The 19,567-nt window shown below is 36.0% G+C and carries 17 protein-coding genes; all 17 read right to left on the bottom strand.

Annotation, left to right across the window (positions count from 1 at the left end; translation table 11 throughout):
- Positions 1–9 precede the first annotated feature (9 nt).
- The 17 genes from spoIIGA to rsmH all read right to left on the bottom strand — a co-directional run bounded on the left by spoIIGA (position 10) and on the right by rsmH (position 19,550).
- The gene (spoIIGA, locus tag MT489_RS01820) at positions 10–936 is read right to left on the bottom strand and encodes a sigma-E processing peptidase SpoIIGA (RefSeq protein ID WP_244679800.1); all 927 of its coding nucleotides are present in this window, start codon (positions 934–936) and stop codon (positions 10–12) included.
- A 314-nt stretch (positions 937–1,250) separates the two neighbouring features.
- Positions 1,251–2,384 carry a cell division protein FtsZ gene (gene ftsZ / locus MT489_RS01815; protein ID WP_244679799.1) on the bottom strand — a complete coding sequence of 378 codons (1,134 nt, stop codon included), beginning with the start codon at positions 2,382–2,384 and terminating at the stop codon, positions 1,251–1,253.
- Between the two features lie 37 nt (positions 2,385–2,421).
- A complete protein-coding gene (gene ftsA, locus MT489_RS01810; protein WP_244679798.1) occupies positions 2,422–3,711 on the bottom strand; it encodes a cell division protein FtsA in 1,290 nt (429 codons plus the stop codon).
- Between the two features lie 129 nt (positions 3,712–3,840).
- Positions 3,841–4,197: a small basic family protein gene (locus tag MT489_RS01805; RefSeq protein ID WP_244680603.1), complete on the bottom strand. Its 357-nt coding sequence runs from the start codon at positions 4,195–4,197 to the stop codon at positions 3,841–3,843.
- Between the two features lies 1 nt (position 4,198).
- Positions 4,199–4,924 carry a DUF881 domain-containing protein gene (locus MT489_RS01800; protein WP_244679797.1) on the bottom strand — a complete coding sequence of 242 codons (726 nt, stop codon included), beginning with the start codon at positions 4,922–4,924 and terminating at the stop codon, positions 4,199–4,201.
- A complete protein-coding gene (locus MT489_RS01795; RefSeq protein WP_244679796.1) occupies positions 4,924–5,631 on the bottom strand; it encodes a DUF881 domain-containing protein in 708 nt (235 codons plus the stop codon). Before MT489_RS01795 ends, MT489_RS01800 begins: the two co-directional genes overlap by 1 nt.
- Positions 5,609–6,385: a cell division protein FtsQ/DivIB gene (locus MT489_RS01790; RefSeq protein ID WP_244679795.1), complete on the bottom strand. Its 777-nt coding sequence runs from the start codon at positions 6,383–6,385 to the stop codon at positions 5,609–5,611. The genes MT489_RS01795 and MT489_RS01790 overlap by 23 nt, the downstream gene beginning before the upstream one ends.
- A gap of 23 nt (positions 6,386–6,408) precedes the next feature.
- Positions 6,409–7,518: an undecaprenyldiphospho-muramoylpentapeptide beta-N-acetylglucosaminyltransferase gene (murG, locus tag MT489_RS01785; protein WP_244679794.1), complete on the bottom strand. Its 1,110-nt coding sequence runs from the start codon at positions 7,516–7,518 to the stop codon at positions 6,409–6,411.
- 614 nt (positions 7,519–8,132) lie between these two features.
- Positions 8,133–9,233, bottom strand: a complete 1,101-nt coding sequence (gene spoVE / locus MT489_RS01780) for a stage V sporulation protein E (RefSeq protein ID WP_244679793.1) — start codon at positions 9,231–9,233, stop codon at positions 8,133–8,135.
- Between the two features lie 81 nt (positions 9,234–9,314).
- Positions 9,315–10,676 (bottom strand): UDP-N-acetylmuramoyl-L-alanine--D-glutamate ligase, encoded by a 1,362-nt coding sequence (murD, locus tag MT489_RS01775; protein ID WP_244679792.1) that lies wholly within the window; start codon positions 10,674–10,676, stop codon positions 9,315–9,317.
- 1 nt (position 10,677) lies between these two features.
- A complete protein-coding gene (gene mraY / locus MT489_RS01770; protein ID WP_244679791.1) occupies positions 10,678–11,652 on the bottom strand; it encodes a phospho-N-acetylmuramoyl-pentapeptide-transferase in 975 nt (324 codons plus the stop codon).
- Positions 11,649–12,083 carry a hypothetical protein gene (locus MT489_RS01765; RefSeq protein WP_244679790.1) on the bottom strand — a complete coding sequence of 145 codons (435 nt, stop codon included), beginning with the start codon at positions 12,081–12,083 and terminating at the stop codon, positions 11,649–11,651. Before MT489_RS01765 ends, mraY begins: the two co-directional genes overlap by 4 nt.
- 4 nt (positions 12,084–12,087) lie before the next feature.
- Positions 12,088–13,539: a UDP-N-acetylmuramoyl-L-alanyl-D-glutamate--2,6-diaminopimelate ligase gene (locus tag MT489_RS01760; protein ID WP_244679789.1), complete on the bottom strand. Its 1,452-nt coding sequence runs from the start codon at positions 13,537–13,539 to the stop codon at positions 12,088–12,090.
- A gap of 323 nt (positions 13,540–13,862) precedes the next feature.
- Entirely contained in the window at positions 13,863–15,776 is a 1,914-nt protein-coding gene (locus MT489_RS01755) for a stage V sporulation protein D (protein ID WP_244679788.1), read from the bottom strand.
- 217 nt (positions 15,777–15,993) lie between these two features.
- Complete coding sequence (locus tag MT489_RS01750) at positions 15,994–18,210, bottom strand: penicillin-binding protein (RefSeq protein ID WP_244679787.1); 2,217 nt, start codon at positions 18,208–18,210, stop codon at positions 15,994–15,996.
- Positions 18,207–18,569: a cell division protein FtsL gene (ftsL, locus tag MT489_RS01745; RefSeq protein ID WP_244679786.1), complete on the bottom strand. Its 363-nt coding sequence runs from the start codon at positions 18,567–18,569 to the stop codon at positions 18,207–18,209. The genes MT489_RS01750 and ftsL overlap by 4 nt, the downstream gene beginning before the upstream one ends.
- Positions 18,570–18,617: 48 nt before the next feature.
- Complete coding sequence (gene rsmH, locus MT489_RS01740) at positions 18,618–19,550, bottom strand: 16S rRNA (cytosine(1402)-N(4))-methyltransferase RsmH (protein ID WP_244679785.1); 933 nt, start codon at positions 19,548–19,550, stop codon at positions 18,618–18,620.
- Between the last annotated feature and the right edge of the window lie 17 nt (positions 19,551–19,567).

The raw sequence follows: 19,567 nt of genomic DNA, 5'->3' as shown, positions 1-19,567 counted from the left end.
GTTTAGTAATTATGAAGCCGGCTGCTCGAAAGCACTCGCTGTCATATATGGATGAATGATACACTGGAAACTCTCATCCTTTGATAATGCCTGTGATGTAAATACAACCAATGCCTTATTTACAGAAGTGCTACCATTTTCTTTATAAAAATTAATTCTTTCAGGCTTAAAAGCACATAGAAGTTGGTTATTTTTACCCAGGGACTTAGCTGGGATTAGACGCATTATACTGCTCCATTCATGAGGAAGAGAAGAAACGGTATCATACAGCTGATTTTTATCTTCTGCAATCGCAAGAATTTCTGAAGGAATCTTATCTTTAATAGACTGTATAGAAACAATCATTACAGGTGTCTTAGATATTGGATCATATAATTGATTGCCACTATCGATTAATCCTTTTAATTGTAAAATGATTCCGTTAATTGTAATAGAAACATTGACGATTACATCATATTGAATATTTGAAATTGTTATTGCATTTATTCTCCTTCTTGAGAAATGCCATGCTATCGGGAAAGCAAAGAATAAAAAAAGCCAACTCACGGGATCACCAAATCCACGCAAGCTTTGTATGATTACTGTGGACTTAAGATCCATATCATAGGTAAGAAAATAATGAAGTCCTATTAAAATGCCTCCCATTAAAAAAGTTGCAAAATAAAAGGTTAATAAGCTTGAAAGGAAATTGGCGAACTTTTTATAACCAAAAGTTGTTAAGATCATGCCTACTGATACAGCTAATTTTACAAAAGGATGTCCAGTGTATGTTGAAAGGGGAGTTATAGACATTAAAATGAGTAAAGAACCTATTACTCCTCCAAAAATGATTCTTATTGGATGTGTGGACCTTTTTAAAATAATAGAAGTTATCCATAGTAAAAGGCTATCGATAAGCAAATTTAGGAACCAGATAATATCTAAATAAACAACCAATCATACCTCCCCCAGAAAGTAAATTTTCTATAGTTTGATAGAGAAAAATAAATGGCGTACAGTCAGACAAAATCGAAAAAGTAAGAGACGGGAACGAAATTGTACAAGTTTTGAAGTATTAATATAGGATAAGAGCTCTCATAGAAAGTATAAATTAGTTGCCTTTTAGAATGTGTCAGTTTCTGTAATGAAAAAATAGAAGTTTTCACAATTTCATTCGAAGATTGTCTAAGAAAAGCACGGGAATTTACAAAAAAAATAACCTGTAAGCAAATTCTATTCGCTTACAGGTTTGTATTAAAGTAATTTCCATATTATCTTCTTCTATTTCTATTACGTAAGAAAGTCGGGATGTCTAATGTATCTTCAACTGACTGGTTTGAACGAACAGGTTCTTGAACCTCTTCTCTTCTTGGTTCACGAGAAAAACTTTGCACATTCGAGTTCTGTTTGGCTTGGCCGTAACTAGGTCTTTGTTGAACTGGTTGTGGTGTTGCTTCATTAAAACCAGTTGCAATTACAGTTACAATTATTTCATCTTTTAAGTTTTCGTTTATGACTGAACCAAAAATCATGTTAACATCTTGGTCGGAAGCCGATGCTACAATATCTGCAGCTTCTTGAACTTCGTACAAACTAATATTTGTACCACCCGAGATATTCATTAACACACCTTGAGCACCGTCAATGGATGTTTCAAGTAATGGTGATGATATTGCCTTTTTGGCTGCTTCTGCTGCACGATTTTCACCAGTAGCAACTCCAATACCCATTAATGCAGAACCTTTATTTGTCATAATAGTTTTAACATCAGCAAAATCAAGATTAATTAGCCCAGGGACTGCAATCAATTCAGAAATACCTTGCACACCTTGTCTTAGTACATTATCAGCCTCACGGAATGCTTCTAGCATAGGAGTACTTTTATCAACAATTTCAAGCAATCGATCGTTCGGAATGACGATGAGGGTATCGACTGCTTCCTTCATCGCATCAATTCCACCACTTGCTTGATTTGCACGTTTTCTTCCTTCGAATGTAAATGGTCTTGTTACAATCCCTACTGTTAATGCACCTAAGTCTTTAGCAATTTGAGCAATGACAGGAGCAGCTCCTGTACCAGTTCCTCCTCCCATCCCTGCTGTTACAAATACCATATCAGCGCCTCTTAAAGCTTCCTCAATTTGCTCTTTGCTTTCTTCAGCAGCCTTCTTTCCAACCTCAGGGTTTGCTCCAGCACCAAGACCTCTTGTTAATTTAGCGCCGATTTGCATCTTAATTTCTGCTTTCGATAAATTAAGAGCTTGCGCATCTGTGTTAACGGCGATAAATTCAACACCTTGAACATCATGTTCAATCATTCTATTTACTGCGTTATTACCGCCACCACCAACGCCTATAACTTTAATGGTTGCTAATGAATCTAAATTTGTATCAAAATCCAACATGGCAAGTCCTCCTATTTTGTTTAATTACCGGGATGTCCTACTCAAAAAAGTTTTCAAAAAACTTTTTTACTTTTGTGCTAATTTTTTCATCCGGATGTTTTTCTTTTCTTTGATTTTGAGATGCTGCCTTAACAAGGCGCTTTTCATTCGCTTCATCAGAATACTGATAAGGAACAGCATTTACATTTCTTCCTTGTAATCTAGCATTCTTATAAGCATGTTTTATTAGACCAATAGCTGTTGTAAATTGTGGCTCCCTAACCCCGATATAATCAGGAATCGCAACTCGTACCCTATTTTGGAATATAACTTGTGCTAATTCCATTACTCCAGGCATGTTAGAAACTCCACCAGTTAATACAAAACCACCCGGTAAATCGGAAACTCCCATTTTCCTTAATTCTTTTTGAATGAGTTCAAATATTTCTTCCATTCTAGCTTCAATAATATCAGATAATTCGACCTGATTAAACTGTTGATGTTGATCACTTCCGATTATAGGTACGCTGAAAACCTCATCCTCAGAGGCTTGGTCATAAAAAGCATGTCCATATTTAATTTTAATTTTTTCAGCATCCTCTGTTGCAGTTCTAAGACCAATCGATAAATCTTTCGTAATATGTTCCCCACCTACTGGAATCACAACAGTATCTAAAATATGTCCTTGCTCGAATACAGTTAGAGTAGTAGAACCACCACCCATATCAATTAAAGCAGTACCTAAGTTTTGCTCATCTTTTGATAGGGCACAAGAAGCAGAAGCTAGTGGTTGAAGAACGATGTCGACTATTTCAAGACCGGCACGTTCAACACAGCGAAGTGTATTATGTAAGATGGTTTTGGAACCAGTAATAAGAATTCCTTCCATTTCTAGTCTAACTCCAATCATACCTCTTGGATCAGTAATTTCTTCGAGACCATCTACAATAAATTGGAGTGGGATAATATTGATAATTTCCCTATCAGGTGGAATGGATATAACTTCCGCGGCATCTATAACTCTAGCAACATCTTCGTTACTTATTTCCCTATTCTCACTTGAAACAGCTACCACGCCATGACACGGTTGAAGTCCTATATGATTTCCTGCAATTCCGACTATACATTGTCTTATTTGCATTCCAATCATTCTTTCAGCTTGCTCAACTGCCTTTTTAATAGAATGAACAGTTTCATCTATATCGACTATAGACCCTTTTCTAATCCCTTCCGCTTTGGCAGTTCCAACTCCAATGATATTCAGCGAATTATTGGACATTTCACCAATAATAACTTTAACAGTGGACGTACCTATATCTAAGCTGACATATACTTCGTTGTTATTCATTCTTTGGCACCCCCTTCTACCTTGCTCTTCCTTATCTCATTGAAAATAATTTCCATTCAGATCATCCTTGAATTTACTTATTAAGATTTATTCGTCATCTAATTGTATTTTCCTGTTTAATAATAATATTTATTTAGGATTTTCTCTAGTATTTGCCCATTTATTTATTAAAATTCTTCTAATAACAGCGATATTTTGAAATAACCTTACACCAAATGCAAATACAGCCGCTAAATATAAGTCTACACCAAGATGAACACCTAGAAAAGCTAAACTTGCTGCTAGAATTATATTAAAGAAAAAACCTGATACAAATACTCGATTATCGTATACATTTTGCAAATAAGCTCTAATCCCACCAAATAATGTATCAAATGCAGCTAGTACGGCAATCGATAAATAGTTTGCATATTCTTCTGGAATTTTTACATCTGTCATTAAACCTAATAGAATTCCTATTAGTAAACCAACAATGGGAAGCCACATATTAGCCATCCCCTTTTTCTTCTACAGGAGACATTCCATGAATTTTTATCGGATCGACATAGGCGGGAACAACAATCGTTTTGTTAGGTTTTGAGATTTCGACTTTTAAATTATCAATAAAAAAATCATCTTTCGTTGAAGAAACTTGCATTCTATTATACATTTTTTCAGCTACTTCCATATTATCTGTAATGATATGAATATAAAAGGGAAGAGTTTTGAGTGAATGGGTCCCGACTTTTGTTTCTCCATTAATATCTCTTATGATCGTTGTATTAATCAGTCTTTCACCATCAATAGAAATATCCTTTGCTCCATACATATTCAATTCATTAATGAGTCTTTTTAAATTTATTGGCGAAACCGAATTAACCCTTTGACCTAAAAGCAATGCTTTATCAATTGAATCAATTGTCAATATTATTCCTGGTCCCTCTACTTCAGTAAGACCTGATTCTTTTTTCAATTGTTCCAATGTTTGTTTTAAAGCCTGCTCCTTACTCCCCTCAATTTCTGATGCATAATCGTTTATTCTCTTATCATTCAGTCGAATTTCTTCTAGTAATTTAGATTGTAGCTTCATTTCATTGGATAATGTTTCTCGAAGCTCCCACATGTCTCTCGTATCTCTTTTAGTAGGTTCATGTACCGTCTGAAACTGTACCGCAATCATAAAACCAATAATCAAAGTAATGATGGTAATATAGATTTTTGCATTATTAGCCATTATGAAGATTCTCCTAGTACAGGATCCAAAATAATTTGTTTTTTCTTTTCAATTGAAAAGACAATATTATCATTTACAATTTGATCACGAACACCACCAGAAATATTTAGTGCAGAAACAAGTGTATCTGTGTCGCCTAAAGCAGATATTATAAATGGCGCTGGATAAGGATTACCATCTACAGTAATTACAGGGCCGTTACATACAATATAGGAATTATGATTTAGTCTCTGACCATTTATTGAAATTGCAGTAGCACCGGCAATATACAATTCATTTACCACTTTAAACACATGATGTTCATGAACAATATAATTATTTGCATCTTCACTTTGTCTATATTCTCCATCCTCAAGACTAATTTCAATTCCTGGCCCCTTAACTTTGACTTTCCCAAGAAACAAACGATATTTTTCAGTTTCCTCAGCCAAGCTCGAATACATTTCTGCTTCCTCTGATAATTCCTTTTCATATTTCCGGACTGTTTCTTGTTTATCGTATAAATCTTTTTGCAACTCTCTATTTTTATCTTGTACAAGGAGTATTTGTTTTCGTAAGTTATTAGCCATTACAAATTGTCTGTCTGATATATTTAGCGAATTGGCATCTTTTTTACTTGATTGACTATACGAGAAGGCAATTATGAATCCTAGACTCAAGGAGACTAACGAAAAAACAACATACTTACCTTTCTTCCTCCTCTTCACTTTTAACCTCCTCTTCAAGATCGTATGCTTTGAAAAAAGAACCAACTTCCAAATTAATGACACCTTTTACCTTTGGATCTAATTGGCTGACAATTGAAGGATAGTGGATCATTTTTGTAGATAAGGTAGTAATTGTTGCGCTTATTTCAAAGCCGTCATTCATAAAAATATAAATATGATACTTGTCTGTTTCTTTCGGTTCATAATGAATCTCTGATACGGCATTTAATATTTCAGATGGTATATCCTTTAACTGTGCCGCTAACTCATCTAAAAATGGACCTTTTTTGAAATTAATTAATAAAGGAGCGTCTGCAAGCATGGTGCTATTTTTAAGAATTGTTCCATTTTCTAATACAGGGAGGAACTCTTTATCTGAAACAATTAAAGCAATTGGAGAATATTCCTTTATATCGATCACGATATTATTAGGAAATTCCAAACGCACACCCGCTTTCTTCACTTCAGGGAGTTCCATTATTTTTTTACTTGCTTGTCCCTTATTTACTTTCCAAATATTATCACCTTTTTTCAAAGATGAAACCTTCGTTATTTCATTCTTCGAGACTAAATTATTTCCGTAAACTTCAATTTTATTGATTTGACTAAGAGGAGATTGAATATATACAACACAAACGATAAGGAGAAAGAATAACGTAAGTAAAAAGATTAGACGCCTATTTGCTCTTCTCTTACGATGTTCTTTAATTTTGGGAATCCTGTCTTCTAGGGATAGAACTTTCCCTTTTTGCATACACACTACCCCTTTTACAACTTTTATTTATTTATTGGGGCTTTGTTTACAAGCTCAAGCAACAAGGCAAATAACTTGTCTGCAGCATCCCGGATGCCAAGTTTTTTGGCTGCTTCCCCCATTGCAATTCTTCTAGCATCGTCAAGTAATATCGAATCAAGTGCGGCAATAAGTCTTTGACTGGACAACTCGCTTTCTTCTAGCATGACGGCTGCGCCTTTGTTAACAAGGGCTGATGCATTTTTCACTTGATGGTTATCTGTAACATAAGGGCTCGGAATTAATATCGAAGGAATTCCAAGTGATGTTAATTCAGCAAGAGATGTTGCACCAGCTCGTCCAACGACCACATCTATAGAAGAAAGAACTTCTTCCATATTATGAATAAAAGGTACAATCGCTACATTATGGTTTATTCCTAAAAATTCAGCTTCTTTTGAAACTTCCTTATAATGTACTTCACCTGTAACATATATTATTTGATATGATTTATTAGACAATTGAGAAAGAGATTTAATAACAGCTTCGTTTATAGGCCTGGCTCCTCTACTACCTCCTACAATAAGGGCCGTTTTCACATTTTCCTTTAACCCGAACGATTGTAAGATTCCTGTCGTTTTTGATTCCAACACTTCTGAAGCGCGTGGATTACCAGTCATTATTACTTTTTCTGGAGGAAAAAATGGCCTTACTTCTTCAAAACAAATGGCCACTCTATCTACGTATCGGCTTAAAAATCGATTGGTCAAGCCAGCTACACTATTTTGTTCGTGTATTACTGTTGGAATTTTCCTTTTTGCAGCCGCATAAACTACGGGACCACAAACATATCCACCCGTACCTATAACAACGTCGGGTTTAAACTGTTTAATAATTTTCTTACTATCATAGACACCTTTAATAAATCGGAAAACCGTTTTTGCATTTTCAAATGATATTGATCTCTTAAATCCGGTTATATTGATTGCTTTAAAAGCAATATTTTCTCTTTCAATTATTTTTGCTTCAAGTCCTTTTTCTGTACCTATGTATAAAAATTCCACACTAGGATCTTGTTTTTGAATCGTTTTTATTAAGGCAAGCGCAGGATAAATGTGTCCTCCTGTTCCACCGCCGCTCACAACGATCTTCATTTTTCCACCTCTATCGCAAGTTACATATTTATATAAAATCACATATTTATTATCTTACTATATTTTTCACAAGAAAAAAGCGTTCTTAACGTAATTGTAATAAAAAAAGCATATGAGCTTTTATAATCGACATATAAACTTAGAGGATGTGGCTTTTTATTCGACATTCCTTTTTTGTGCCTTAGACTGGGATAAAGATGCTAAGTTTGAAATTCGAATCGATCTTGATTGCCGCAAAGACACAAAGTTTATTAGTCGATAGGATGAGGAGACAATTAAATGAAAAAAGAACCTTGTCAATAAGGCTCTTTCAATGTTAAGAAATAATGTTAAATAAGTTGGAATGACATTAATAAAAAAATCAATCTAAACGGTAGGTGTTGATATTTTCCTCAAGGGGGTAGCTCTCCTAGGTGCTGAAAATCATAAGATAATTGCATTTGTGGAGTCTCGCTTTTCACGTTTTTCCCGCCGAAGTCTCGTGCTTACTTCATCTGCATTAAAAAAAGCCAATAGCATTAACTTCTTATTACTTATTAGTGTCCTCTATTCAAAACAAACGTTAGCCTTTCAAGGTGAGCAACGAAAGACTAACGTTTGTCAGTAGGCAAATTTTATATTTTTGAATATCGACTTATATTTAATAGAATTCCAACCGCCATCAGCATCAATGTAAGCGATGATCCTCCATAGCTAAGAAACGGCAAAGTGATTCCTGTAACAGGCATAAGACCTGTTACAACACCGATATTAATCATTACTTGTATGGCTATCATTGATATGATACCGACAGCTAAAAAACTCCCAAAAAGGTCAGGTGCACCGAGTGCAATTTTAATTCCCCTCCAAAGAAGGAGTGCAAATAGGAATAAGACAAGACTTCCGCCAATAAACCCAAGTTCCTCGGCTAATATTGCGAAAATAAAATCTGTTTGAGGTTCCGGCAAATAGAAAAACTTCTGTCTGCTTTCCCCAAGTCCTAGCCCGAATAATCCACCTGGACCAATCGCGTATAAAGATTGAATGATTTGAAAGCCTGTATTTTGCGGATCTTGCCAAGGATCCAAGAACGAAGTGATTCTTGCAATTCGGTATGGAGCAGAAATAACAAGGGCAACAAATCCCACGAGTCCTAGAAAACCAAGAACTACAAAATGGGCAATTCGCGCTCCAGCAATAAATATCATAATAACGCATGTCCCAACCATTACAGTTCCTGTTCCTAAGTCTGGCTGAAGCATAATCATGCCAAACGCTAAAAAAACTAAACCTAATGAAGGGAATAATCCTTTCTTAACAGTTGTAATATAACGCTGTTGTTCAGAAAGAAATTTAGCTAGAAAAGCAATAATCGCCAGTTTGATAAATTCGGAAGGCTGAATTGAAAATGCCCCTACTCCAATCCAGCTTCTAGACCCATTCCGTTCCATTCCAATGCCCGGGATAAGTACTGCAATCAATAAAATAAAGCAAACGATTAGCAATGGCTTGGCCCATTTTTTGATAATCCAATAATCAATATTCATCACCATAAACATGGCTGCAAAACCTAAGCCGGCAAAGAGAAGCTGTCTTTTCGCAAAGAAAAAGGAATCGGCAAATTTATAATTAGCCCATATGGCACTTGCACTATAAACCATGATAAGTCCTATAGCTAATAATAGTAGTGTAGCGAAAATCAATATAAAATCAGGAGCTGTTTTTTTTACGGGCAACTTGAACACCTCTGCATACTCAATTTTTGAGCATAATTTGAGCATTCCTAGAAGTATTGTCCAAGTTGCATGCTCTCAAAATTAACTGCTCTTTTTAAGTTTATGCACTGCCTCGATAAAAATATCACCGCGAACTTCAAATGTTCTATATTGGTCCCAGCTTGCACATGCAGGGGAAAGTAAAATAACATCTCCTACATTTGATATTTCATATGCGGCAGGTACTGCATCCTCCACATTGTTGACATGAAGGATTGTTTCTATTCCTGCCTCTATTCCTGCTTGCTCTAATTTTTTTGCTGTTTCGCCAAATAAAACGAGAGCTTTTACCCCTTTTAAGGAAGGGATTAATTCATCAAACGAATTCCCCCGGTCAAGTCCACCTGCTAGAAGTATGACTGGCTCGTCAAAAGCTTTTAATGCGCTAGATGCCGCCAGTATATTCGTCGCTTTCGAATCATTGTAAAATCTTCTTCCATCGATTTCTTCAACAAATTGAGTCCTATGTTTTACACCAGTAAAAGTAGTGAGTACTTTTCGAATTGATTCGTTATCGACTCCCATTAATTTTACTGCAGCTGTTGCTGATAAAATATTTTCTAAATTATGAGCACCAGGCAAAACAATTTCATCCAAACTTATTACTACTTCTCCCATAAAGGTAAGCATGCCATTTCTAATTGAGGCACCTTCTTCAATAAATTGCTTTGTAGAAAAAGGAATGATTCTCGCCTTTGTAAAGCTAATCAAATCCATCAATTCAGGTTGATCGGCATTTACAATTACATAATCACTTTCAAGTTGATTTTTAGTAATATTCATTTTTGCATTTGCGTATTCATCCCAACTATTATGATAATCGAGATGAGCCTCATAAAGGTTAGTGACAATCGCAATATGCGGCCTAAATGTATTAATCCCCATCAATTGGAAAGAAGATAATTCAACGACCATTGTATTATCTGGAGTTGCTTTTTGTGCAACTTCAGAAGCCACTGTACCAATATTTCCAGCAATTAAAGGATTGCGACTTGCTTTATCTAACATTTCATAAATTAACGTTGTTGTAGTTGTTTTACCATTTGTACCTGTAATACCAATAATGTCGGCTTCAGATATTTGATATGCTAATTCAACTTCAGTCAATATTGGAATCCCGAGCTCCACAGCTCCTTGAACAAGCGGATTAGAATACGGAATACCTGGGTTCTTAACAATCAATTCAAAACCCTCATCAAGCAGTTCAACAGGATGACTACCGCAAACTACTTTTATTCCTTGCTCTAAAAGACCCTGAGCATCAGGATTCTCCTCAAATGGTTTATAGTCATTAACAGTCACAAAAGCCCCTAGTTGATGAAGAAGTGATGCAGCTACAACTCCACTTTTCGCAAGTCCTAATACGAGAATTTTTTTATAATGATAATCATTTATGTTTAACATGCTACATCCACACCTCAATATATATTCCTAAGATTGAACAGAGGAGACCCACTGCCCAAAAAGTAACAACAACTCGCCATTCGGACCAGCCTGACAGTTCATAATGGTGATGCAATGGACTCATTTTAAATATTCGTTTCCCTGTAGTTTTAAAGGAAGCAACTTGTAAAATTACCGACAATGTTTCAATAACAAAAACACCGCCAATTATTATTAGTATTAACTCCATTTTAAGTAAAATTGCAATTGCAGCGATTGCTCCTCCTAAAGCTAAGGAACCGGTATCTCCCATAAATACTTTGGCCGGGTGTGCATTAAAGACGAGGAAGCCTAGAACAGCTCCTACGACCGACACAGCGAATACAGAAATATCGTACTGTGAACTGCTCCATGCCAAAATTGCAAATGCTCCAAACGCAATGGCAGCAGTACCTGATAGCAATCCATCAAGTCCATCAGTCAAATTTACTGCATTAGAAAATCCAACCAGCCAGAAAACAATAAATAACGGATAAATCCATCCTAATTCCAACTGAAAATCAGTAAAAGGAATTGAAATAGCTGTAGAGAAATCATTTATTTTCAGGACAATATAAAAAACAATTGCAATAACGATTTGTCCTAATAATTTTTGTTTTGAAGTTAACCCGAGATTTCGTTTTAAAGCAATTTTTATAAAATCATCTAAAAATCCAAGTAAACCATAACCAAATAAAACAAATAAAAGCAAATACATTTCCAAACTTGGCTGAGAATATTTCCATGTCATCACTAAAGAAGTAATGATGACAGACAAGACAATTAATATTCCTCCCATTGTTGGTGTCCCGCTCTTTTTTTGATGTGATTTGGGACCTTCAATACGTATACTCTGACCAAATTTTAGCCTTCTAAGAAACGGGATAAAGAGAGGAGACAGTAAAACCGTAATCAAAAAAGCCATAATAAGCGCAAATAAAATTACTTTTTCCATCATTGATCCTCATTCCCCATTTCCTTACTTTCTTTCACGTTGTTCAATAATCCATAAATTTCTTTATACATACTACTTTGTTGTAACTCATCTTTAGTAAATATCATGATTGTTGCGTCTCCACGTTTTTTCATAGTCATTTTTTCTGTGTAATTGCGGACAAGCTTTACCATTGCTTCTATTGAATCATCCACATATATAACAGGAAAATCATTAGGTGTATAGGCTGGGAGTGGTATATCTTTTGGCCAAATAACTGATATAGCCCCATTCCCAATCGCTGTTAGAAGATCTTTATCTCTTTGTGAACCAATAAACAAGCCCTTAGCTTGCTGAATAGAGCTATCTAAAGTCACAGTTCTGTATACCAATGTATCGACTTTAATTCCTCGTGTATGAGGATAAAGCTTCACTACATCACTATACGTGAGCATGGAATCATCGCTCCTTTATTGCCATTAAGGCTACAAGCCGATCATCAAAATCAAATACTTCATCACCTATAATTTGGTATGTTTCATGCCCTTTACCAGCGATTAAAACAACATCTCCATCACTTGCAGATTGAATAGCGGTATTAATTGCTAACTTTCGGTCTGGAATGATTTGATATTTTCCAAGGGCTCCTTTTTCCATATCTTCTAATATAGACATAGGGTCTTCACTCCTTGGATTATCTGAAGTAAAAATTGGGTCTGTAGAATATTTACAAGCAATTCCAGCCATCAATGGACGCTTAGACGGGTCTCTATCACCACCACATCCAACAATAGAAAAAATCCTTTTTTTAGCAAATTGTTGAATTGTCTTTAGTACGTTCTCCAAACTATCCGGTGTATGTGCATAATCTACGATAACTGAAAAATCTTGACCGCCATTCACTGATTCAAATCTTCCTGGTACTCCAGTTGCTTTTTCAATAGCTTGAATGATAAGTTCCAGTGGAATATCTGATACGTATGCTGCAGCAATAGAAGCAAGAGCATTGTATATATTAAATTTACCCATCAGCCTCAGTGAAATATCCTTTTTCCCTTCGGGTGTGTGAAGTGTAAATCTCGTGCCGCTATTTTCAAGAATAATATCACTCGCCATAAAATCCGACGGAGAATCAATACCATAAGTTACAATATGAGCAGAAGTTTCAACGACAAATTTCTTAGTTGCTTCATCGTCCGCATTTAAAATAGCAAATTTCTTATTTTTATTATAGGAATTGCCAAGCTTTGAAAATAGTAGGCTCTTTGCGAGTCTATATTCCTCCATTGTATGATGGTAATCAAGGTGATCTTGTGTTAAATTCGTAAAAATTGCAACATCATAATCACAGCCGTTAACCCTGCCTTGTACTAAAGCATGAGAAGAGACTTCCATTATTGCAGTATCAACTTTCTCATTCACCATATCATGAAAAACGGATTGAAGGACAAGGCTATCGGGAGTAGTGTTTTTTGTTTCAATCGTCCGATCACCTATTTTCATATAGATAGTTCCAATTAATCCAGTAACCTTTTTATATTCGCGGAATATAGTTTCAATTAAATGGCTGGTAGTAGTTTTACCGTTTGTACCAGTAATTCCAATTAAATGTAACTTTTGTGTTGGGTTTCCATAAAAAGAATCTGCCAATATGGCCATTGCTCTTGTTGTATCCTTTACAACGATAACTGGTATATCTAAGTCGAGAATTCTTTCTGATAGTATTGCAACGGCCCCCTTATCAACTGCTTCCTTCGCAAAAGCATGACCGTCAAACACATGGCCAGTAATACAAATAAACAAACTTCCCGGCTTTACTTGTCTATGATTATTCACAATACTAGTGATTTCGGGATTATTGTCGGGTAGGTTAATCAAAGGAATTGATTTTAAAAGTGTATGTAGTTTCATTCTCATTCAGTCCTTTCAACATGGTTCTCCTATGAGTAAACACGTTTACTTCAATTAAAGCATTCTTTACTATTCTACAAAATTATTTTAAATGAAGCTATCATCGTTTTAAACTTTTTAATATTATGTGTGTTCAAATAGACCAAGTCTGCGTTAAAGACATCATGTCGCATCGCCCGCAGGAATGATGGTTTTCTTTTCCAAATAGCAAAGAACAAGCCATCGGACAGATTCACTGTATCATTTTTACCTCACTATTTTGTTAATCCTTTATATTTTCATACAATAGGCGGCCATGAGAGTCTCATGCCGCCTAAGATATTTTATTTCATGTATATTCTTACGACCGAACCCTCTTCCACCTTAACTCCAGGTTCAGGTACTTGTTGAACTACTTCTGATCCTTCACCATTAACATTAAGCTTTAAGTTATACATTTGTTGTTGGATTTCTTTAATTGTCATTCCCTTTAGGTCAGGAACATTAATCATGATTGGATCATTCCATTTTTTCTCTTTCTCAATTTGATCTTTTCTTGGCTTCACTCCTAAAGCTCTTAATGAATCCTCCATTATTTTACCTACAATCGGTGCAGCTACAGTTCCTCCAAATTGAACGATGCCTTTTGGATTGTCAACAGCTGTATATACAACGATTTGCGGGTCATCTGCAGGAGCAAATCCAATAAAAGATACGATATGATTATTTTCCAAATATCGCCCATCCTTTGCCTTCTGTGCAGTACCTGTTTTTCCTCCAACACGATAAGAATCAATAAAAGCATTTCCACCGGTCCCTTGAGCGACAACACTTTCAAGAGCATGACGGACTTCTTTTGAAGTGGATTCTGAGACCACCCTGCGCTTAGCTACAGGAGTCTTTCTCATTACAACTTCGCCCGTAATTGGATCGACTAATTCCTTAGCAATATAAGGCTGATATAAGATGCCACCATTTACTGCAGCAGCTACTGCAGCGACCTGCTGAATTGGTGTAACCGAAACTCCTTGACCAAATGCAGTTGTCGCTTGTTCAACTGGACCTACTTGATTCATTTTAAAAAGAATTCCCGTACCTTCTCCAGCTAGGTCAATTCCCGTTTTCTGTCCAAAACCAAAATCTCGAATATATTGGAAAAGCTTCTCTTTACCTAGTCTATCTCCAAGCTCTACAAAACCGGGGTTGCATGAATTTTCTACCACTTCAAGGAATGTTTGACTACCATGCCCTCCCCTTTTCCAGCATTTTAAAGTTGCTCCACCAACCTTTGAAAAACCTGGATCATGAAAATGATCATGCTCAAGATCCACTTTTCCTTCTTCAAGTGCAGCTGCAAGAGTTATGATTTTAAAAGTGGAACCTGGCTCGTATGTGCTCCAAATAGGTAAATTACGATTATATACTTCTTGAGGAACTTCTCTAAAATCCGCTGGATTAAAAGTAGGTCTGCTTGACATTGCCAATATTTCACCAGTTTTTGGATCCATTGCAATTGTAACAATACCATCTGGATTATATAATGCCTCAGCATTATCAAGTTCACGTTCAACAATTGATTGGATTTTTGTATCAATCGTCAATTTGAGATCTAGTCCATCAATTGGAGGATCATATTCATCTGACATTTCGGGCATCCTTCTCCCTTTTGCATCAGAGAAAAATTGTACCGATCCTTTTTCTCCACTTAATTCTTTATCGTAATAAAGTTCCAATCCCATTAATCCTTGATTATCAATACCTGTAAATCCTAGTACATGAGAAAGATAGCTTCCAAAAGGATAGTGTCGTTTTGAATCTTCAGCAATATAAACACCTTTTATATTTAGCTCACGAATCTCCAAAGCTTTTTCAAAAGAAATTTTTCTACCTTCTCGAATTCTTTCAATTGAAGAGTTTTTCACCATTTGTTTATATAATTTCTCTTTAGACATATTAAGAGCTGCTGCTAATTTTTCTGCTGCATCTACAGGATCTTCTATCTGCCTAGGAATAACAAATACAGTTGGGGCGCTTTGATTAGTCGCAATTGGAATTCCATGTCGATCGATTATTTTTCCACGTTCCGGTTCAAATGGAATATTACGACTCCAAGAATCTCTTGCACGTTCAGTCAAAACACTACTCATTCCAAACTGAACATACCCTAATCTAACGTCAATGATAAAAAAGATAAACAAACCAGCAGCTAGAATAAATGACAGTCTTTTTCTAACTGTAACAGTCGAAACACGTTTCAAAAAAAGTACCTCCTCACTTTCCGGCTCGTTTAAGCTTATGCCTTGTCCAGATTTAGTAGAACGAATTTAGAAAAGAAGCGTTAGTTAGGCTACAGTACCTTCAGAGGAAAGCAGTTACCTTGAACGGAAATCAACATACAACTACAGCAGAGAGTTTAATATAAAGTAAAAAAAGCAGTCGCTTGACTAATAGTCCAAGCAACTGCTTTTCTTTCTTTCAATCTAGAGGTTTATCTTCTTCATCGGCTTTATTTTTTTCGGCTTTTTCCCGTTCAATTGTTTGTTTAGGAGTTTCAAAATTAACTACTAGATGATCTCCTTCTCGAATAGGTGAATTAGGCTTAATATTTTGCTTAGTTACAAATCCGTCTCCCACCATGTTAACGTTCAAATTAGCCAACTGCGCTGCATTCAGAACATCCCGCTTAGACCATCCTGACATATCTGGCAGGGTTAGATTCCCATTCGTCTTAAGGATTATTTTTTCACCTTCCAATAGAGTGGCCCCTAATGGTGAAGACTGTCCGGTAATCTTATCTCCATCTCCTAAAAGAATAGGAATTAATGATTTTTCCTTTATATGATCCATTGCTGCTTGTGTGTTCATATTCAAGAAATCAGGTAGACTAGCCCTCTTAGTTTCTGGTATTTCTTCAGGGTGAATATTTAAATACTGTAAACTGCTTTTCATTACAGGATTAAAAATCATTGAAACTGGAACACTGCCATTCTCAAGATAGCCATTTTCATCTTCTTTTAAATTGGGTTGTTCCACAGCAACATACATAATTAATTTTGGATCATCCGCAGGAGCGAGGCCAAGAAATGAGAATATATAATTGTTATACCCTACTAAATAACCACCTTTAGGATCAGGAATTTGAGCAGTACCCGTTTTACCAGCTACTTTATATCCTTCAATTTTATATCTTGCACCTGTCCCATGTTCAGATGTAAGAACCGTTTCTAAAATACTTCTTACTGCTTTTGCAGTATCTTTACTGATCGGTTGACCAGCTACCTCCGGCTTTGTGTCTTTAACAGTACCATCGTTTGGATTAACAACTTTTTCTACAACGTAAGGTTTCATCATCTTTCCATCATTTGCGATTGCAGTCATGGCTTGTACCATTTGGAGGGCAGTTACGGTCGTACCTTGACCAAATACACTCGTTACTTTCTCAATTGGCCAGTCATACAAAATATTCCCTGAAACTTCATTGGGAAGATCTATACCTGTAGGTGTTCCAAATTTAAATCTATCCATATACTCCCGCCAAGCATCAGTGCCCATCTTTTCAAGAAGATAAGCAAACGCAACATTAGAGGAGCGCTGTACACCTTCAAGATATGTAATTGACCCCCAACCACTACCACCATTATGGTCTTTAATTGGCTTACTTTTATTATCTACATAATACCTTCCTGAAGGATACTTATCATTTGGATTAAAAACTTTCTTTTCAATCGCTGCAGCCAATGAAAAAATTTTCATCGTTGATCCTGGTTCATAGGAAGTTTCAATAATCTCATTATGCCATGATTTATCAATACCCACTCTTGTTGCAGGGTGATAAGTTGGTCTTTGACCCATTGCAAGTATCTTCCCTGTTTTCGGATCAGCAACGATCGCCATAATCCTCTTTGGCTGATATTGCTCATCAACCTTATTCATCGCATCTTCTAGAAAGGTTTGTATTTTTTTATCCAGTGTTAAATAAATATCATTTCCGTTTACAGGCTCGACGACTTGTTTGCTTGTATTCGGCAAAACATAATCCCAAATATCGCCTTCATACTTAATAGTCCCATTTTTGCCTTTTAATAATTTATCATAGCTCTTTTCCAGCCCTGTTTTCCCAACAATTTCAGATGTTTTTTCATCCTTTTGGGCGTATCCAATTAAATGAGATGCAAATATGCCATTTGGATAAAAACGTTTTGAATCCTTAATAAAAGAAATTCCTGGGAGCTTTAGTTCATCAATTTTTTTCTTAACGGAAAGCGATAAATCTTTTCCCACTGGGCCAAACTCTACTTGCTTTCTTCCTTCTTTCGTAAGTCGGGAAAATATTTCTGATTCACTCATTTTTAGTTCCTTGGCAAGTTTAGATGCGGTCATTTGTGGATCAACAACATGTCGAGGGTGTTCCGGGTCGGTAGTAAGTTTTTCATCAAGTATCGCCACTAGAGTGTATGAGGCTGTGTCTTCCGCAATTGCCTCGCCATTGTGATCGTAAATTGTTCCCCTTTTACTAGGGATTTTCTCTTGTCGCAAATATAATTGCGCTGCTTTGGCAGAAAGAACCCTTCCTTCTGCTTCACCTGTGTATTGAATAGTGACAAATCTTACAATCAAGACAAAAAAGAGCAGGCTGAAGAAAATAAAGAAAAACGCTGCTCCTATGTTCATATTCTTTTTAGTACTCTTCATTTTTTCTCAACAACCCTGACGTTATTTTCATTCAAGTCTAACCCAGAATTTTTAGCTATTTTCATGACTCTCTCAGGACTTTGTAATTCTTTTACTTGTGATTCCAAATCACCATTAATTTTTTGCTTTTCATGGATAGCAGATTTGACATCTTCAATATTTTTATTCACTTCATATATTTGCGCCTGAGCGGATATAATTTGAACAGCCATAATAGCAACGAAAGCTATTAGCAACATAGCAAGGAATTTTTCCCCAAGAGTGATTTTCGCATGTCTTCTTACAGTCTTTACTTGAACTTGAGTTTGTTGTTGTGTTTCTACACGTTGTTGGTTATATTTATGGGCTAAATTACTCAAAATGTCTCCCCCTACATCAGTTTGCACAAAATGGGTTAATAGATGCTCTTATCTTTTTTCAGCTATTCTTAATTTAGCGGAACGAGCTCGATTATTAATGTCCAATTCCCTCTCTGACGGAATAATAGGTTTTCGATTGATTAACTTCAGCTTAGGCTCATAGCCTTCAGGAATCATAGGCATTCCAGGCGGTAATGGAGGTCCTTCGCTTGCTTCTTTAAATACCGTTTTACAAATTCTATCCTCCAACGAATGAAATGTAATGACACTTATTCGACCTGAAGGGTTAAGCAAATCGATGGCTTGGTGCAGTGAACTTTCAAATGCATGCAGTTCATCGTTTACAGCAATTCGAATTGCTTGGAAAATTCTTTTAGCAGGATGTCCACCTTTTCTTCTAGCAGGTGCCGGAATCCCTTCTTTTATCAATTCAACTAATTCGCCGGTAGTTTCTATCGGTGCTTTTTCCCTTGCGGCTTCAATTTTTCTAGCTATTTGTTTTGAAAATTTTTCTTCGCCATAATGGAAAAAGATTCTTACCAAATTTTCGTATGACCACTGGTTAATTACATTATAAGCGGAAATTTCTCCTTGAAGATCCATCCTCATATCAAGTGGTGCGTTGTGGTGGTAACTAAATCCTCTTTCTGGAGTGTCTAGTTGAGGGGATGAAACCCCCAAATCATATAATATCCCATCAACATTATGTATCCCAAGTCTGTTAATTTCATCTTTTATATATTTAAAATTACTTTTTACAAAAATCAAGTTTTCTTCATACTTTGACAACTTTTCTTTGGCATGTGCAATAGCTGTTTCATCTTGATCAAACGCTATTAGCCTGCCTTCATTGGATAGCTGGGAAAGGATTAATTCTGAATGCCCTCCACCCCCGAGAGTGCAATCCACATAAATCCCATCAGGACGAATATTCAATCCTTCGACAGTTTCATTTAACAACACGGTAGTATGATTAAACATTAGATGTCACCTTTCCA

Origin of the sequence: Lederbergia wuyishanensis, assembly GCF_022900255.1 — a bacterium.
Classification (GTDB): Bacteria; Bacillota; Bacilli; order Bacillales; family Bacillaceae_C; genus Lederbergia; species Lederbergia wuyishanensis.
The sequence above is the reverse complement of the archived record's forward strand: the minus strand, read 5'-3'. Positions and strand labels throughout refer to the sequence as shown.

Excerpts from the sequence above, each read along its gene's own strand:
- MT489_RS01760 (WP_244679789.1), bottom strand. The coding sequence starts at position 13,539 with ATGAAACTACATACACTTTTAAAATCAATTCCTTTGATTAACCTACCC.
- murG (WP_244679794.1), bottom strand. The coding sequence starts at position 7,518 with ATGAAGATCGTTGTGAGCGGCGGTGGAACAGGAGGACACATTTATCCT.
- ftsZ (WP_244679799.1), bottom strand. The coding sequence starts at position 2,384 with ATGTTGGATTTTGATACAAATTTAGATTCATTAGCAACCATTAAAGTT.
- ftsA (WP_244679798.1), bottom strand. The coding sequence starts at position 3,711 with ATGAATAACAACGAAGTATATGTCAGCTTAGATATAGGTACGTCCACT.
- MT489_RS01805 (WP_244680603.1), bottom strand. The coding sequence starts at position 4,197 with ATGTGGCTTCCCATTGTTGGTTTACTAATAGGAATTCTATTAGGTTTA.
- rsmH (WP_244679785.1), bottom strand. The coding sequence starts at position 19,550 with ATGTTTAATCATACTACCGTGTTGTTAAATGAAACTGTCGAAGGATTG.
- MT489_RS01765 (WP_244679790.1), bottom strand. The coding sequence starts at position 12,083 with ATGCTCACGTATAGTGATGTAGTGAAGCTTTATCCTCATACACGAGGA.
- mraY (WP_244679791.1), bottom strand. The coding sequence starts at position 11,652 with ATGATGGAAAAAGTAATTTTATTTGCGCTTATTATGGCTTTTTTGATT.
- MT489_RS01790 (WP_244679795.1), bottom strand. The coding sequence starts at position 6,385 with ATGCAAAAAGGGAAAGTTCTATCCCTAGAAGACAGGATTCCCAAAATT.
- MT489_RS01750 (WP_244679787.1), bottom strand. The coding sequence starts at position 18,210 with ATGAAGAGTACTAAAAAGAATATGAACATAGGAGCAGCGTTTTTCTTT.
- murD (WP_244679792.1), bottom strand. The coding sequence starts at position 10,676 with ATGTTAAACATAAATGATTATCATTATAAAAAAATTCTCGTATTAGGA.
- MT489_RS01800 (WP_244679797.1), bottom strand. The coding sequence starts at position 4,924 with ATGGCTAATAATGCAAAAATCTATATTACCATCATTACTTTGATTATT.